This is a genomic window from Legionella nigrisilvae (genome assembly GCF_977063395.2).
Genome location: NZ_CDRUGZ020000027.1, coordinates 388,870 through 405,805 on the forward strand (window position 1 = coordinate 388,870; position 16,936 = coordinate 405,805).

Consider the following 16,936-nt stretch of genomic DNA (forward strand, 5'->3'; position numbering starts at 1 on the left):
TTTATTGTACAACAAGACTTTGTTTTACTAATTTTTCCTCTTTCATTTTAAGTCGATTTAAAGTAATTGAACTCAACAAACTAATCAAAAATAGCAAACACATGAAAGAATTTGAGTCTGTGATACCCATTGCACTGGTAATAAAACTAAATAGTGCAGAGCAATTAAATTGACAGAAAAGGGTTAAAGCTAAAGCCAAACCCATTTGTTTAGGAAATGGACGCACCACAGCAGAAGTTGCGCTCGCAACAATAAATCCAGTTCCAAAATAATAGATCATCATTGGGATAATAAAGATAAGGTAAATGGTGTCAGACATTAGAGAAATTACCCACATTAAAAATGCTGAGAAAGCAAAAGAATAAACTCCAAATGCAGTGAGTTGTCTACTAGAGAAATATTGAGTAAGTACACCACAGCACGCTGTTCCTAATAAATGCATTATTGCCATAGTTGTTTTTGCAAACCCATATTGGTTATAGGTCCATTGAGCACCTTTAATTAAAATAAACGATGCTGAAGTATTAAAGGCGGATTCACCAGCCATCATGAGTGCAGAAATAAATAAATACCCAACAAAAATTGGATGTCGGAAAACTGTATTTATTATTTTTTTTAAATTTAAACTTGTTGAATCCTTAGGTTTGGTCTCTTTCATTCCGATACTCAACGGAAATAGTAACAGCGCATATAATGCAATGATTATTGATGCAGTCTGCCAACCCCAATGACTATTAATTAAGCTCCCCAAAAAAGGTAAAAAGCAGATTAAAAATCCTCCGAAAGTGAAGCACCAGGCAAAGTATTTCGTTGCATGCTGTTCATCATGACTGTCATTAATCATTGCCCTTCCCATAAGTAACGTCGCTCCTACAGCCAATCCTTGGAAAAATCGGCAAAACAATAAAGTTTCAATAGAGGGGCTCCATGCCGCAAAAAAATTAAAGAGCGAATACAATAATAAACCCCACATAAATATAGGTTTTCTACCATAGCGTTCGGAAAGAATTCCCCAAAAGATCATACTCAATGCTTTACCCAATAAGAAAAGACTAATGGTTAATTGAGCGATGCTTGGCTTTACCATGAAAAACTCAGCTAGTTTAGGCAGAGCTGGAGTAAGAAAATGAATATCTAGATTCCCAAAAAACCAGCTAAATAATATGAGCAGAAGAACTTTATAGGTCATGATGCTGATCAGAATAAATATTAGACATCTGAGGTATTGGATTGGTAAAAAATCCATGAAGCCACAGTACCATCAAAGCAAATAAACCATAAAGGCCAGAAATAATTATAAAAAGTGATGAGTAAGACAGCCAATTGATCAGCATACCTCCGAGTAACAAACCAATAAGATTACCTAGTTTGGCAAAAGAGTTGGCAAGACCAAGCGCATAACCCGGTAAAGAGTAACGGTCACTCAAAAGACTAAATAATGCAGGTAGTAAAGCAGCTAACACCACCCCCCATAGAATTCGGAGGCTTCCAAAAACGATAAGATTGTTTGTGCTAGCCTGGCATAACATAAGAATGAAGCCTAAACCACTGTAACGTAATAAATAACGATGGACTAAAAAAGGATTCGATCTGCATCGATCAAACTGACGTCCGCACCATTCCGAACTCAACAACATTCCAACTGCGGGAAACGAATAAACTAAGCCAATGAAAATTAAATTCGAAGAAAACGAATCATTTACGAATAAAGATAATCCTGGATCGGGTAAAAATTTGATGATTTGGGTTAATGTAATTAAAAAACAAATCATGTATATAGGCTTGGAGTCGAACGTCACCTCATTGGGTTTTTGATCTATATTTGCTCCTACATTTTTTGGGATAGTGGGTAGGTAATATTGCATCACAAGGGTAATAGTGAGACAAACAACCGTTGCTATGGCATATAATCCTTGATAATTAGTAAACGATAAGATAATCCCCCCTGCAGAACCCGCTAGAGTTGTAGCAATCGCCTTTGCTGATTGCAAGCGGGCTAACTGTCGACTTTTATAGTGCCATTCACAGAAGCTTAATGAATAGGTTTGCATGGCCACGATAAACCCTGCAAAAGCGCCCTGGAACACCCGAATGATTAAAATCCAGCACAGAGAGTTCACAAAAATCATAGCCAGTTGGCTAAATACCAAAGCCCAAGCGGCACGCATGAGCATGAGCTTATAACCGTAACGATCCGCAGCACGCCCCCAAATCGGTGTCATGATAATATTTGCAAGCATAGGAAGTACCAAACTGAGCATGCTGTAAAATACTGCATTCTGCCGTGATAACTCGTCCTGTGATGCAATCAACAAGGATAAAAAAGGGTTTGTCATTTCCAAAGCCAAAATCATAAAAAATTGACTGATTAAGAGAAGCGACTGCATTGATTTAGGCATAAGCTCTGCTCAAAGGATTTCGAATCGTAGAGTAAAGATCTTGGTCTTGATCTTCATGGAGTCGCATAGCAAGCAAACATTTTTGCTGCCAAGGTTCAACAAGCAATTGTTGGCGATACCAATGATGGATTCGAGGCTCAATTTCTGGTCGCAATTCTTCTAACAGATGATCTAAAATTTGGCGTATCTTTCCCCACAGCATCGATTTAGGAAGCTTATAATCCACACTCAAGCAGTCAATCCCATAAGCCAAATTACTCAGTAAATTACCGTGTATGAATTTATAGGTTAACTCATTTAACCCAGAGCAAGTTATTGTGGAATCAGGATGTAGTGCTGGTTTTGCTACCCTATCATAGAATACGTGAGTACAAATTTTTATACCGCCCAAGTCACGCAGTACAAGACCCGAAGGACGATGTGCTTGAAAAATAACCAAAGTATTTTGTTGGTGAGCCTCTAAGGCAATTCCATAACATAATAATAAGTGCAGTTGACTTGCCAAAACACACCGGCAATAGTCCATAAAGTAACCTATTGGAGTACTTTGACTAAGCTCAATAAGTTCACTAAATAATGATTTTTGACTTAGTGGTGAACGTTTAAAGAGCGATGCAAGCGGCACCAGTTTCTGGTTTAATCGAAGCCATTGCAAAGGATTTTCACGGACTATAAGACCAAAATGTTTTTTTTCGTCATTAGGAATAGATGAATGTATCGCGTTGATCCCCGCTAAATCCCGAGCTAAAAATAATTGGCCCTTATAATATTGATTTTGTGTCAGTAACTCATTAATCCATTGCGAGAGTGCAGACGAGTTATTTACCGAGGCAGGAGAAACAGTACGCAATGATGAAGTAGTATGAACACCCACTGCTAATTTAAGATGAGGACCATGTTTTGTAAGAGGCATCATCGTTCTAAATGACATCGATGGTTTGGTTTGTTGATGGATTGGGTTGAGTATAAATTGATGCTCATCAAATAAAGAGTTGGCTACTGTTTGTAATTTATTAGTCCACTGCCAAGGATGGATAGGGAATGGGTAATAATCTTCTGGCTTCAATTTCTTTAATCGTAACGCTTCACTCCACAAGCTATATTCCTTGGAAAAATGATTACTAAACAGCCAATGAAAAGCAGACTTAGATGTTGAAATAAATGCAAGGGAGTGGTGAATGGCAGCCCAACCGATGGTTACTTCAGAATTAAATTCCGGAGAATATTGCACAACCTCTTTACGATTAAATCCTATTTTGGCACGAAAATTGGGATGAGATGGATGCCCCATGCAACCCCATTGTTCCAAGAAATTAAGTATTTGTTGCTGACTGGAATGTTCAGTTAACCAAGACCATAAATTTTCATATCCTTTGGCCTGCCGCCGAATTGTTTTATGCCATTGGTACTGATACGCAAGAGCTAAGGCTTGATTTGCAATACTTTCATTTAATTCTTCATGTAATGAATGCCAATGTTTGAATTGAGTTGTTTTATTTTCAGAATAAATTCTCAGGAGATCAAGATAAGTAGTAATGGAGTGACTCGTTATTTTTTTATCGATTAATCCTTCTGAAATGGCAGATCTTCGTAATCGATTAAAACACTGTTGATAAGATGCGAAAAGAAAATGTCCCATTTGTTTGGATGAAATAGGAAGATCAGTATTCGTTAACAAGGAACATAATTGGAAATTTAGTTCGCTAGCATAAGAATTCGATAAAATCATATATACCACCCTCTTTATTATCTTTCGATTAAAGTTGTTACTCTTAGAAACACGTTCTAATTAGGAATCTGTTGAGAACAACAAAATGAGAATCATTATCATTTACAATATAAACGATAATGATTCTCATTTGCAATAATTAAAATGGGATTATTTAGGAGGATGGGGATTGAGTCATTTTGAATATAGTGCAGTTAAGAAAGTTCTAGAAGTTTAAAATAAGTTGTAAAGCTAATGTATTTACTTTGGCAGATGTACCCCAAATAGTTTTATTTAAACCTGATGCTTCGTCTTTGGAACTGTATTCATAATCTTTGAAATACTGAAATTGCACTGTAAGATAATCTTTAGGATAGGCCGAAAGTCCAACACCAATTCGTTGTTTGGGTATTCGTAAAGCTAAAGCCTCATAGGAATAATCATAAAATCCAATCAGTTTCCCCGGCATTTTTTTTATCCTCACGTCATAAGTGCTTTGAATACTAAAGGCTTGGGGTTTTGCCCCTTCATTATTGTAACTGAGTTCTGAGTTTTGGAATGACTGAAGTGCTGTAACATAGGTTAAATAGGCGCCCATTTTTTTATAGTTCAAATTTATATAAGCAGCAAAACCGGGAACTTTACTGCGAATTGTGCGTCTTAAAAACCCCCCAAAACCCTTGTTGTATTGGAAAAGCTGACTCTCGGCTAAAGAATGGAGATAACTGCCACCTATATCATAATTTTTTTTATGTGTCCCTATGTTTAAATTGTAATAAGGAAGATTAGATGAATGGACGCGTGTATATGGAGAAAACAAAGAGACGTTCATGTAATATTCTGAGTCGTACCCCATTGCTGCAACTAATTCATTAGTTTGCCCTAAAGCTTTAGTTAAAGGTTTGTAAATTAGCTCATTTTTATAATTACCAAAAGCAATCCATTTTTTCCCTCCCTCAAGATACCAATGTGAATGGGGATTTTTAAATTCGTTATACAGTTGATCAAAATAAAATTGAGGATTAATGGGAGTGGGTAATGTATTATAAATTAGTAATCCTTTCACCTTAGTCCAATCGTTCATCTGAATTTCAGAACCAAGTTTAATATTTGATAATTGCTGATTAAGTAAATATCTTTCTCCCTGAACTGCCGAATTGGTCGCATTAAAATATATATGGCCCTCATAGGAAAACCGCTTCGGATGCATTTGGAATAGTGCCGATTGTGCAAATACATTCAGCGGAATCAGCAAAATTGCAGCAAAGATTGCACTTATTTTAATCATAATTAATAAAAATAGAGAAATACGGTACACATCCTAATTGATAATGATAATCATTATCAATTAGGATGTGCAAAAATAGAGCTGAATTCTCAGTCTTTCACTTGAATTATTAGGAATGTTTGCACTGCAGTGTATGGAGAAGGGTTTTAAGAGCCTCAGATTGATTCTTGATAAATTATCACCTATCAAACCTGAGGCTGAAAAATTTACAATTTAGTTTTTGAATTGGGTTAATAACTGCAAGGTTTTATCTTTAGATATTTGTCCAACAGAACTTAAATTAGCAAGCTGTTGCCCTTGCTTATCATAAAATAGCATTGTGGGAATACCATAAATGTGGAACGCTTGACGAATTTTCGCTACGGCATCTGTCTTTTCACTGATATCAACCCGCAGATTTACTGAACCTTGCATGGCCTCAATAACGGCTGCTTGATTGAAGACATGCTTATCCATAGCTTGACAATCGCTACACCACCCAGCAAAAAACTCAATAAAAACCCGTTGCTGATGTGTCTTTGCTTCAGCTAACTTTGCATTCAATTCCTCAAGTGTATGTACCCTAGTGAATGGTGCTTGTGTCACAAACTTATTATCAGGTGTAGGTATAAAAGCTTGATAAGCCAATGCGCCCGCCCCCATCATAGATAACAATGCCAGGCCTTGCAGAAACCGTCCTCCCAAACGATGTTCCTGACGAAAAGCACCAAAAATCCATGCACTTATAAGCAAGACAACAATCCAGGACAAATCAACCCAAAACGGAGGCATAACACGACTTAATAACCAGACTGCCATTGCAAGCATCATTATGGAAAATACCTGTTTGATCCGCACCATCCAAGGGCCAGAACTGGGTAACAAACGACCATACCCTGCCCCAACAATTAATAATGGCAGTCCCATTCCTAAAGCCAACACAAAGAGCAATAACCCCCCTTCCGCAACGCGATTGCTCTGGGCAATATAAGTGAGAATGCCAATCAAAGGTGCAGTGACACAAGGTGAAACGACCAAAGTAGACAAAGATCCCATCAAAGTTGCTGACAAAATACCATGTTGTTTTCGTTTGGGAGTGAATCGTGTAAAAATGGGTACTCGTAATTCAAAAACACCCAACAGCCATAATGCCATGAATATAAATAAAATGCTGAAACTTCCAATAATCAGCGGTTGCTGCATTAGTGTTTGCACCGTCGACCCAAACCAAGCTGCCAACATTCCCGCAATAGCATAAGTCACTGCCATCCCCAAAACATAACCTAAAGATAATTTAAAGGCATGCCTTCCAGTATGAGCTTCTTGTCCTGTAATGATACTGGATAGAATCGGTACCATAGGTAAAACACAGGGTGTAAATGCCAATAAAACACCAAGGCAAAAGAATGCAGTCAAATAAAAAATCGGACTATGACTTTGGATAAACAACATTGCATCGGCAGGATTCGCACTGCTAATTCCTGATGCAAAAACAGAAAATGAGACAAATGCCATCAGCAATGACAAAATTAGTTTTTTCATTTTGATTCCTTAATAATTATTTTTGAATTGAAAAATAAATAAGAAATCAAATAGGAGGACGATAAATCTCATCCAAAGGAGAATTATATTTTGAAAAGATGAGTAAAAAGCCTAACAAACCAATGAGATTTCGCATTATCCATAACGAGCTCAAATGAAATTCATCCTGAAGCCAATAAGGAGCTGACACACAAATACTATTCATTATTTGTTGTACTGAACAAGGCGTAATTGCAAAAGAAACAACGGTTGGTGGAATCCCACTTTGTTTTGGGCAAGACGGTTTCTTAAGTGGTGTAAAAATAACAGCACTTATAACTAACAATAGGATCAGCAAACGATATTTGTACATTTGATAACCCTAGCATAAAGGTCATCAATAAATCAATGACAAATGACAAGGCAAGTCATGGTGTTTATTTGATAATCTTAAAAAATATCCTGCTTTGTTTTTCGCGAAAAGGGATAGTTAGTGAGTTTTTTTGAAGATCTGAAAAGAAGATAACTATTGGGAGGTTTTAGCCCGTACTTCAACTAAAGATACACGGGCATCTATACTTTTATTTTGGCATTCATTTGGATTTAAAATGGCAAGCGCCTTTCTTAGGTCGAACAAACCGCTTCCAGTTCCTCTGATCCTAAATTGATGAGATTGATTTGGGTGCCAGATTCTGCACTTACAGACACACTACTGTTATTTTTAACTTTGATTAAGGTCCCTTGACCAGTAGATAGTTTTTTTCCATTAATTACGCCGCTATTTTTAATTACATTAATTTTAATTTTGCCTTTATTCTGATTTGTACATTGAACAACACAAGTAGCATTTAGCGTCCAAAGTGTATTGTTAGCAAGAAGTTTAGTTTCGTTAGGGCTAAGTTTAATGGTTTTTTGGGCATATACTTGGGAACAGAATAATCCAAAAATGATAAAAAGAGAAAAAGTCAAAATTTTATTCACCGTTGCATCCTTAAGTACGTTAACAGACAGGTTGTTCAATTATTGAATTGATAGAACATATTTTAGGCTATTAATATTAAGGTTTTATTAAGGAGAATAATAAATAGGTGTTAAAAGGTGTTTTGATCTTTAGATTTATTATTCCTTCTTTTGACAAAGCTTGCTCATAGAACGATAAAAGAAAAGCCTAATATATTTTCTTTTTAAAATCACTTTAGAGGGAATTAAGCAAGAATGGATTGAAGCTAAAGACTTTAATTGCCGACCTTGCCCGCATGAGTTCCAATCATACGGGCATAAATACTATTATGCACGTTGAGCTTGATCCACACTCACTGCAATATCAGCAGCATCATCACTAATGAATTGAGTATTTTTACACAATTTTACGTATTCTTTATGCGTGATTAATGCATAAAAAAGAGCCGACATTAACGAAATGTAATAAATATTTTGATAAAAATAAATTAACCATAGATAAGTAAGAAAAGGAGTTGATAAGACTAGTAATGTTGTGACTTTCATTCGTCGTGCAATTTGTATTGATCCATAAATTACCATCAAAATTGAAATCGACAAATTCATCTTTAAAAAGTCACTCGCGGGGAGTGTGCTCATCATTACCCCAAGGATACAAAAAATGATTAAGCCGAATAATCTAGTATTTGGCTTAATCGCTCCCATGCTAATTGGTGCGGCCATATATCCTATTAAGTGATATCCAGTCACAATCACCATTAATGAGGCCCAACTATCAGAATTCCAGAGAAATATTGCAGTAAGAGTAAAATTAATGAGCAAAGAGCGACGGCACAAGTTATATTCAGGATGTAATTTGCCTATGGTTTTCTTTGGCATTTGACCTTCTTTTGCCATAGCATAGAACATCCGAGAAGCGCCTCCTAGATATGAGTATCCTGTGCCTGATGGACTCACGACACTGTCGGCAATCAAGATCATCGCTAAAAAATTCACCCCAAGTAACATAGCTAAATTAATCAGAGGTGAATGGAAATTGAGGGAACTCCACCCACTTGCTAACATGTCGTGGGGTACAGCACCCATGAATGATAATTGCAATAACATATAAACAAACATCACAATTACAATGGAAAGAACGATTGATAGAGGTATATTCCGTTTTGGATTCTCTATTTCGCTGGCAAAAGCCACTGCCAACTGAAACCCATTGTAAGAATAGATTAACCCCGCTGAAATGATTGCGGTAATTGCTGAACCCACGCCATATTGGGTATTTGTAGCCAAGCTAAAATTGCTAGTATCAAAACGCATGATCAAGAAAATAACAATTGTAAAAATCGGACTAAGAATCTTAATTACGGTGACTGTATTATTAATTTTGGCTAACAACTTAATACCAAAATAATTAATAAATAAATAAATGACTAAGATACTTAAAGCAAATAATTTACCATAAAATGTTAGGACGTTATCTGCGATTAGAACATCACTTTTAATTGCAGCAGCTAAATATTGTGTCGTTGCTTGAGCCTCGGTACCAATAGTAACCATTAAGCCAAACCAGTTAGCAAAGGCAAACGGCATACCAAAAATACCATTATGCGATAATGCACTAGAGCGAGCTGTTGCTCCACGCACAGGATAGATGGATGCAACTTGCGCGAGGCATAATCCTACAGCCATTACTAATAAGGCTGCCAGAACCCATGCAAGGAAGGCATAATTTCCGGCAATTTTAGCATTTAATTGAGCGCTAAAGAGCCATCCAGAACCAACCATAGCGGTAGCAGACAATGCTGTTGCGCTAAATAATGAAATTTTGGCATGCTTACAACTTGAACCCATAATCAATTACCTTAGAAAGATACACATTTTAGAATAAGTGAAAACAAAATATCAATTTTGCATATTTTTCAGTCAGCGTCAATACTTCCCCTATAAAATGTCCTTAAAAAGGTATAGGAAAACCAATCTTTCCAAAAATAGAAAGGATTCTGCGTATTTATTGAAAAAATAAGTCCCTGTTTTTGTTATATTTATTTATAAAATATAAGAAGTGGCAATTTATTGTTCTCTTAAGTGAAATTCGAAACAAAACCCCATAAGTGCTCCCTTTTTGATTGAAATCCCCACAATTAGAACTATGAAGTGGTGGCATCCTGCGTTGTCGGGTAATGGGGAGCATCTTTTGTTATCTCGAAAGATGTTAAGTATTTTTATTGCAAAATAATTCGTATGATACATAAAAACCTGTTCTACAATTTAGAATACAGCATAATTTGCGAGAATAGACGGAGTTGTATAATCCACTATCAAGTTAATTAATTCATTCCATTGGGACTAAGGATGAAAACAACACGATTAGAGGCATTTAGCGACGGTGTACTCGCGATCATCATTACCATTATGGTATTAGAAATCAAAATTCCGCACGGCGATGACTTCGTGAGTCTAACCCCACTTGGCCCCATTTTCCTAAGCTACGTACTCAGTTTTATTTATATTGGTATTTATTGGAATAACCATCATCATTTATTCACCGCTGCCCGGAGTATTTCAGGGAAAGTGCTTTGGGCAAATTTGAATCTTTTGTTTTGGATTTCACTATTTCCTTTTGCAACCGGATGGATGGGAGAAAACCATTTTAATGCGACACCAACTTCAGTTTATGGAATAGTTCTATTAATGGCTGCTATTTCCTATTCGATACTCGTCCATGTACTTATCTCACATGAAGGCGCAGAATCGCTAGTGGCAACAGCAATTGGAAAAGACTATAAGGGAAATATTTCCATAGCCTTGTATGCTTTTGCCATTCCTTTTGCTTATATTTCTACATGGATTTCCCAAATTTTGTATGTAATTGTTGCCATAATTTGGTTCATTCCTGACAAACGCATTGAAAATAAGATAGAGAGATAATTCGGTGTAAAAACCGAATTATCTCAGAGAAATCACACTATTCTGCAGGTTTTGTTTGCAGTTCACATGTGATTTTTGTGCAGTCACGACAATGCTTCATCGCAAAATCAAATGCAGAAGTTCCAGCGGCCGCAGTATTGGACATTTTTTGATCTGCTTGTTCATCAGGCGAGCCTGATGTTGCGCTACTGGCATTGGTTGTACATATCCACATACTTGCATTCACGGTTGTTTTCTTAGTAGTGGTTACCGTAGTGTCAGCAGCCATTGCATAATTTGATAGTCCAAACATACTACCTAAAATGATGACCTTTAATATTCCCTTCATGATGTGCTCCTTATTTAATGCTCATTTAATTTACAGCTAGACTAATTATAGTAGTTTTTCTAGTATTGCAATAAAAGGTTTACCCTTAAATTCTTAATTTATTATCATTCATCCTGATCTAAATTTGGTAATGAAAATCCGGAATATGAATAATCTGGATCTGATGCTAATTACTCTATAAGCCCGAACCACCGCCATAATGATCAAAAAAATAGCTTAATCGAGATCAATTAAGAATTCGTTAAGATTGCTCCGGTATAATTTAAAACCTTTTAGATCAAATCAGTATCAGGTGAAGAATGTTCCAAAAACAGGATCCGATAAAAGGCTTTACACTTAAATATACCGGCACACGATTTAAATATGATGATACTTCTGTTCATGGAATGGAGGCATTAAGAAAGAATTTTTCCGAAATGGGGGCATTAGCCATTCGATTACAGTTAAGTTTGGCTCAGTTTGCTGCTTTAATTGAGCCCGTCTGTGAAAAGGACTATCAAGAAAACTCCACTGAGCATACTGCCGAAGGGAAAAATGAACTTGATTTATTTGGTCTTTCTAAAGCACTCTCACCAGTCTCCCAAGCGACGAAATTTTTAGAACAATCCAGTCATTATATTGTAGGGAAAGGAAAAATATTAAATGAGCGAAGTCAGCCACTCAAATATCCTAACACCCAAGATTTGCATGGAGGTGAATCAATTTGGGACACCATACATTATTCAGTCTGGCAAACGGGAATTAATCTAAGTAGTCAATTAACCAAGCAAGGTTTTCTTTATCTTTGCCATCCCATAGGAGTGGATCCCCAACAATATCAACGTATAACTGAGGAATTGGAGAACGGTGAGTTTGAAATTATCTCCGAACAGGGTAACAAAGTTGTTAAGACCCGTTCAGGAATTATGATTCAAACATCCACTATTCCATCATTTACTAAAATCGATCTTGATCCTGAACATACACAAACTTATCAAAACAATGGTCTGGTAATTAATGTAAATGAAAAGCCAGCACCAATGGGATGGATTATCAAAGAGGATAATAAAAAACTTGTTGAGCATGGTTACGCTGAAGATATATTTCGTGTGATACGAATCTCAAAAAGTGGTTTTCGACGTTTACCTGAAGCCCAAGGAAAATTGTTAATGCTGGGTTTAATGAAAGGAAATGAACACATCCTGCATACACAGAATCGCTCATTCAACGCGATGGATATCCTTCTTGAAATTCTAGAAACAGAATATGGCTTTGATCCTGAAAAACTAATGGACTCAAGGACAACAAAACGCGTATTTGAGCAAATGCAAAAAGATGCAGAGGATAAAAATATTGTAGATGATCTGTTAACCATAAATCTTGCATTTGAAATGATCCAACCTTTAAAAGCAACCCTAGCACAAAGTGTAAGACATCCTTTATTAAAACAATTAACGAACTCTTATCCAGCAAATCAAAATACGCTCAAAGCGGTTATCTATGCTTTTGATTTAGAGAAAAAAAATGGCACCCCTGCGCTTTATTTGGATCAACACAATCCCCTTTCGATTGACGAAGGATTAATTGATGTTCGAATTAATGGGCAGTTGGCAAATCCTGATTTAACAAACCCCAAAAATGCAGCTGCATTATTATCAATAGCTCTTCTTGTTTCTGAACAAATGATCATCGAACAGTTGCTGCGAGATGCAGTACTTTATGAAGATGAACATCCTAATGTCCAAGCCCTCAAACTTATTTTGAATGATGAAAGCTTATTTTTAAATCTTCGGGAACAAGTTTCTCATTTACCTAGCAATGAATCTGGGCCAATTCTGGGGTTACAATTTCCTTACTGCGAAGAAATTATTGCTTACCTCAGAGAGGAATTTGGTACGCAACATCTTATTAAGATCGTTCACCAATTAGAAAATGGCGAGTCTATAGATATTGATCCGGATGCTCTAAACGCTCTTAAAAGATTATTTAATGTGGGTGAACTATTGCAGCAACTTGAACAAACGTCTGCAAGTAAAGCACACTCAAGAGGAATTAATGGTGGATTGAGTGTAGTGATCCAAAAGATAGCTCCTTCACTCTACAAAGAACTTTCTTACAGAGTACCTTGTGATTTAACCAATTACGCTTTAATCCCTATAGAGTCTAATAAAGAAGACTCTTCCATAGATGGTTGCCCTTTTCTTAATGGACAGTTTGGAAAACAAATCGACAAAAATCATCATCTGCCTAAAGAAGCAGAACAATATGAAGAAAAAAACGAACAAACTGTTGAATCATGGTGTGGTTTCTTTACTAAAGTAGTAGTTACAACAGGAGTAGCTGCCGCGAGTATTTATATTGGTAGCCAGATTCTCTAACAAGTATCTCCTAAGAGCATTGATTGATATTCAAAGCCTAAGAAGGCTATGGGGCTTTGAATATTTATGTTAATCATTTATGTTAATCAGCAGCACTAATTCAATATCTAAACGACACTATTTTATAAAAAGACAATAATCCCAAAAGTTCATTTCTCACTTTTTAAATTCAAATCTATAATAAAAGAAAATTATCGTACAAGGACGACTCTTATGAACTATATTACAGGACTACTTCTAATATTTTCCTTAATCTATCAAAATGCCTATGCGGAAAAAGCACTCTCCCCGCCCTCTGGACAATCATCCCAATGCGCAGAGGCTTATGAGCATTCTGGACAAATTAAAACAATAGGTAATGTTTTTAGTAGCTTATCCAACAATTGCTACTCCGCTGGCGGAATGAAATTAATGCATAAAATACTATTATCGGAAAATTCAAATGAGCCAACAGGTGTTTTATTTACATGCTCAGGAAGTGATTTAAATTTTGTTGTTTTCACTTGCCTCTATTCAACAAATTAGTTGATCTCTGAAATAGAGCTCCACGAGTGCAAGTGCTTATTTTATCAATAATTATTTTTTTAGAAAAAAATCGAACATATGCAGCATCATTGAATTTCTTAAAGTTTACAAGAGTTCGACAGACTATAAACAGACTTATCCACAGAAAATGTGAATAACTTTAAGGATACAAAGCACCCCCAAAATGAAAAAAAAGACAGACGCAGCAATGGTTATTCAAATTTGCTTGAATTTAAATTTAAAAAAAAGTTGAATAAATATCCACAAGGATTAGATATAGATAAGAAATTAGCCGTAGTTATCTTAGCAAATAAAAAATCAAAAAAGCAGTCTTGACTCAAATTATTTTTTCTATTTATTTAAATGCTTTTGCTAAGCATTTTTTTAAAAAAAAGGCATCGACTTCGAGTCGTTGTTGAGGTAAAATTATAAGCAAATTTTTATTATTTTAGCCGCTTCGTTTCCTATTTAAACTATGCCATCCTTAACGACAACCAGTATTTATATTTACTGCATATTTTTTTTGGTAAGTGCCCTTATAGAATGCATTTCCTTTAATGCACTGGCTCCACCGGGACAAAACATTGTATCCAGTCGAAAAAAACTTCCTTTTATGACGGATTTAACCAGCATCATTAAAGTATTTTTCTTTTCATTCATCATTATCTATATCAGTCTTTGGAAAATGCAATATAAAACCTATCTATACAGCAATAGCAAGGAACTCATATTTATTTATCATGTTTTCATGGTTTTCTTTGTTCTCGCATTTGTCCCCATTATCAAATACTTACAAAGCGATATAAGAAATGAACGTTTACCCCAATGGTATCTAAAAAATATATTAATTGGTGATTACATTCATTTATGGGGTATTTCATTAGCGTGCTATGCCTCAATTCCTAATTTTTGATGAACAATTACTTTGTATGTAGAAGCATCTCCGGATTTAATATGAAAACCCCTGATTGATGCTTCGCTTGCCCCAACAACTAGACTCGGCTATTCGATATATAAAAACAGGAACCATTTATTTTATCTTTAGATGGAGAATCAGGAAAAAAATTAAGACCTTTGACCCTGCTTTCAATATAAGGTGAAGGGTCTTCCCATAACTCCAATTGTTTACGAGGTTTAATTGTTAGCAACCCCATTCCCCCATTCCTTTGTAATGGTGTCTCATAATTAAAGTGTAACTCCAAATGCTCTTCGGCTGTGAGCTCAAATTTATAGACAGCTAGCATACGAAATAAAGCCATTACTTCAGTCATTGCAATTCGAAGGCCTGGACAACGACGTGCTCCAGTTTTAAAGGGTAATAATTGCCCTTCTTTCTCCATGGTATTTGGAACATAGGATACAGGGGTTTCAGCAAAAAAATGCGCATTGTAAAATTCGTCAGAATTGTTTTTTGGACCCCATCGCTCTGGAAAAATATCGTTAGCGCTTATTACTTTTTTACCAAAAATTCGCTGTCCTTCACTCGAAAGCGCAATGTCAGGAAAATATTTTGCATGTGTGTGTACTCCTTGCATAGGAATAAATACAAGAGCCCCTGGAGGCAAGGTGAGTGAGCTACCCTCTATGTCAATATTGATGGATTCATGTACTATTTCTGGCACAATAGGAGCTGGTGGAGCTAATCGTAAAGCTTCCAAAAGAACAGCTTCCGCATAAGAAACCCCTTTGTCTGTGCGGGCATCCCAAGGAGAATGTAATTCAAAAGCTTCGCTTGTAGAAATTTTTTGCTGAATTTCCTGTTTTATTATGGTGTAAATGCGCTTATCCTGAAGTGCGATTCTTAAAGCGGTAATCAATGCAGTGGCTGTGGCATCAAAACCTAATAATGGAATGAATAAACTTTCATTCACCACATCCCTTACTAAATTTGATAATAAGGTAGTGTCCGCATGTTCTATTGAATACTTTATCAATGATTCACATTGGTCTGCTGTTAATTCTTGCTCTGAATCTATTCCGAGTTGTTGCAATTGACTCTTTACATCAGTACTCATTATTACTCTGACTGTAAGCAAATAATTAAGCCAACTTTGTTTTTCCATTAGTTGTTTTGTTAATTCAGCGGATGAGAAAATAACCTGGCAAGCTAATTTAAATGTTTTATCTCTTAAAGATATAAGATTTTTTTTCTCCTTATCCTTAATAGGATCTAGACTAAAAAGACAAGCAATTAACTCTTTCGTTAAACTTGGATGATAAAATGTTTCAAAAGATTTAATAATACCCTCTCCAAAATAGGTTGTGAGCAATACTCTTCTGGACAATTTATCCATTACTTCACTAAGAGGTCTTCCATGCTGACCTTGTTCCAATTCATATTCTTTAAAAAATGCGGCAACCATGTTGGCTACGTGAGGTCTATTTGTTTCATTCCGGGAAAGAATGGATTGGCGAATCCTTGAATGAGTATCCGAACCTAGTATAGAAGACATGAGGTTACCAGAGCCAAGTATCACTGCTAAACGTCGAAAAAACTGTCTTTGTCCGAATTTCTTTTCATTAGATTTTGCGTACAGTTGTTGAATTGCAGATTTGTTTGACAATACGAATACTGGAGTAAGATCAGGTAATTTAAAATACGCAATGCCCGAACCTTGTGCATCAAGTGAGTGAGAACCAAGATCAGCTATAAAGGTCATAAAACGTGTTTGTAATTGAGTTTTCGCAGAAGGATCGGTTCTTAAAAGAGTAATATCTTTTATTAACGAAAGATAGCTCATTGCAGAGGGATAGGTGATTCGTGCAGCAGATGCATTCTGATATATCTGATAAATTTTCAGAACAAAACCAATGCCCATAATAAATAAAACATAAAAAAGCATATCGCTCCTCATTTAGAGTTAAATGTTTTTATTTGATATGGAGTTAGGAAACTCCCGGATAGACGCTTTGCTATTACCCAGGAGTATGGAAATAAACCGAATT

At 36.0% G+C, this 16,936-nt stretch carries 13 protein-coding genes; 3 read left to right on the forward strand and 10 right to left on the reverse strand.

What is annotated here, in order from left to right:
• Position 1 precedes the first annotated feature (1 nt).
• The 8 genes from ACWTE2_RS19015 to ACWTE2_RS19050 form a co-directional block, all read right to left on the reverse strand.
• Positions 2-1,189, reverse strand: coding sequence for an MFS transporter (locus ACWTE2_RS19015; protein ID WP_454783899.1), 1,188 nt, complete (start codon positions 1,187-1,189; stop codon positions 2-4).
• Positions 1,179-2,399 carry an MFS transporter gene (locus ACWTE2_RS19020; RefSeq protein ID WP_454783900.1) on the reverse strand — a complete coding sequence of 407 codons (1,221 nt, stop codon included), beginning with the start codon at positions 2,397-2,399 and terminating at the stop codon, positions 1,179-1,181. Before ACWTE2_RS19020 ends, ACWTE2_RS19015 begins: the two co-directional genes overlap by 11 nt.
• Positions 2,392-4,128 carry an IucA/IucC family protein gene (locus ACWTE2_RS19025; protein WP_454783901.1) on the reverse strand — a complete coding sequence of 579 codons (1,737 nt, stop codon included), beginning with the start codon at positions 4,126-4,128 and terminating at the stop codon, positions 2,392-2,394. The genes ACWTE2_RS19020 and ACWTE2_RS19025 overlap by 8 nt, the downstream gene beginning before the upstream one ends.
• Before the next feature lie 205 nt (positions 4,129-4,333).
• Entirely contained in the window at positions 4,334-5,395 is a 1,062-nt protein-coding gene (locus ACWTE2_RS19030; protein ID WP_454783902.1) for an LbtU family siderophore porin, read from the reverse strand.
• Between the two features lie 213 nt (positions 5,396-5,608).
• The gene (dsbD, locus tag ACWTE2_RS19035) at positions 5,609-6,916 is read right to left on the reverse strand and encodes a protein-disulfide reductase DsbD (RefSeq protein WP_454783903.1); all 1,308 of its coding nucleotides are present in this window, start codon (positions 6,914-6,916) and stop codon (positions 5,609-5,611) included.
• 46 nt (positions 6,917-6,962) lie between these two features.
• Positions 6,963-7,268, reverse strand: a complete 306-nt coding sequence (locus tag ACWTE2_RS19040) for a hypothetical protein (protein WP_182390864.1) — start codon at positions 7,266-7,268, stop codon at positions 6,963-6,965.
• A gap of 251 nt (positions 7,269-7,519) precedes the next feature.
• Positions 7,520-7,876, reverse strand: coding sequence for a hypothetical protein (locus ACWTE2_RS19045; RefSeq protein WP_182390865.1), 357 nt, complete (start codon positions 7,874-7,876; stop codon positions 7,520-7,522).
• 306 nt (positions 7,877-8,182) lie between these two features.
• Complete coding sequence (locus tag ACWTE2_RS19050) at positions 8,183-9,703, reverse strand: APC family permease (protein ID WP_454783904.1); 1,521 nt, start codon at positions 9,701-9,703, stop codon at positions 8,183-8,185.
• A 501-nt stretch (positions 9,704-10,204) separates the two neighbouring features.
• On the opposite strand from ACWTE2_RS19050, the gene ACWTE2_RS19055 reads away from it, so the two are divergent.
• Entirely contained in the window at positions 10,205-10,780 is a 576-nt protein-coding gene (locus ACWTE2_RS19055) for a TMEM175 family protein (RefSeq protein WP_454783905.1), read from the forward strand.
• Positions 10,781-10,817: 37 nt separating this feature from the next.
• Here the strand turns inward: ACWTE2_RS19055 and ACWTE2_RS19060 are convergent, their stop codons facing one another.
• Complete coding sequence (locus ACWTE2_RS19060) at positions 10,818-11,108, reverse strand: hypothetical protein (protein WP_454783906.1); 291 nt, start codon at positions 11,106-11,108, stop codon at positions 10,818-10,820.
• A gap of 299 nt (positions 11,109-11,407) precedes the next feature.
• On the opposite strand from ACWTE2_RS19060, the gene ceg17 reads away from it, so the two are divergent.
• Both ceg17 and ACWTE2_RS19070 read left to right on the forward strand, forming a co-directional pair.
• Entirely contained in the window at positions 11,408-13,465 is a 2,058-nt protein-coding gene (gene ceg17 / locus ACWTE2_RS19065) for a Dot/Icm T4SS effector Ceg17 (RefSeq protein WP_454783907.1), read from the forward strand.
• Between the two features lie 213 nt (positions 13,466-13,678).
• Positions 13,679-13,990: a hypothetical protein gene (locus ACWTE2_RS19070; RefSeq protein ID WP_182390870.1), complete on the forward strand. Its 312-nt coding sequence runs from the start codon at positions 13,679-13,681 to the stop codon at positions 13,988-13,990.
• A gap of 992 nt (positions 13,991-14,982) precedes the next feature.
• Here ACWTE2_RS19070 and ACWTE2_RS19075 read toward each other — a convergent pair.
• The gene (locus ACWTE2_RS19075; RefSeq protein ID WP_454783908.1) at positions 14,983-16,833 is read right to left on the reverse strand and encodes a cytochrome P450; all 1,851 of its coding nucleotides are present in this window, start codon (positions 16,831-16,833) and stop codon (positions 14,983-14,985) included.
• Between the last annotated feature and the right edge of the window lie 103 nt (positions 16,834-16,936).

Excerpts from the sequence above, each read along its gene's own strand:
- ceg17 (WP_454783907.1), top strand. The coding sequence starts at position 11,408 with ATGTTCCAAAAACAGGATCCGATAAAAGGCTTTACACTTAAATATACC.
- ACWTE2_RS19015 (WP_454783899.1), bottom strand. The coding sequence starts at position 1,189 with ATGACCTATAAAGTTCTTCTGCTCATATTATTTAGCTGGTTTTTTGGG.
- ACWTE2_RS19075 (WP_454783908.1), bottom strand. The coding sequence starts at position 16,833 with ATGCTTTTTTATGTTTTATTTATTATGGGCATTGGTTTTGTTCTGAAA.
- ACWTE2_RS19060 (WP_454783906.1), bottom strand. The coding sequence starts at position 11,108 with ATGAAGGGAATATTAAAGGTCATCATTTTAGGTAGTATGTTTGGACTA.
- ACWTE2_RS19020 (WP_454783900.1), bottom strand. The coding sequence starts at position 2,399 with ATGCCTAAATCAATGCAGTCGCTTCTCTTAATCAGTCAATTTTTTATG.
- ACWTE2_RS19070 (WP_182390870.1), top strand. The coding sequence starts at position 13,679 with ATGAACTATATTACAGGACTACTTCTAATATTTTCCTTAATCTATCAA.
- dsbD (WP_454783903.1), bottom strand. The coding sequence starts at position 6,916 with ATGAAAAAACTAATTTTGTCATTGCTGATGGCATTTGTCTCATTTTCT.
- ACWTE2_RS19050 (WP_454783904.1), bottom strand. The coding sequence starts at position 9,703 with ATGGGTTCAAGTTGTAAGCATGCCAAAATTTCATTATTTAGCGCAACA.
- ACWTE2_RS19040 (WP_182390864.1), bottom strand. The coding sequence starts at position 7,268 with ATGTACAAATATCGTTTGCTGATCCTATTGTTAGTTATAAGTGCTGTT.
- ACWTE2_RS19030 (WP_454783902.1), bottom strand. The coding sequence starts at position 5,395 with ATGATTAAAATAAGTGCAATCTTTGCTGCAATTTTGCTGATTCCGCTG.
- ACWTE2_RS19025 (WP_454783901.1), bottom strand. The coding sequence starts at position 4,128 with ATGATTTTATCGAATTCTTATGCTAGCGAACTAAATTTCCAATTATGT.
- ACWTE2_RS19055 (WP_454783905.1), top strand. The coding sequence starts at position 10,205 with ATGAAAACAACACGATTAGAGGCATTTAGCGACGGTGTACTCGCGATC.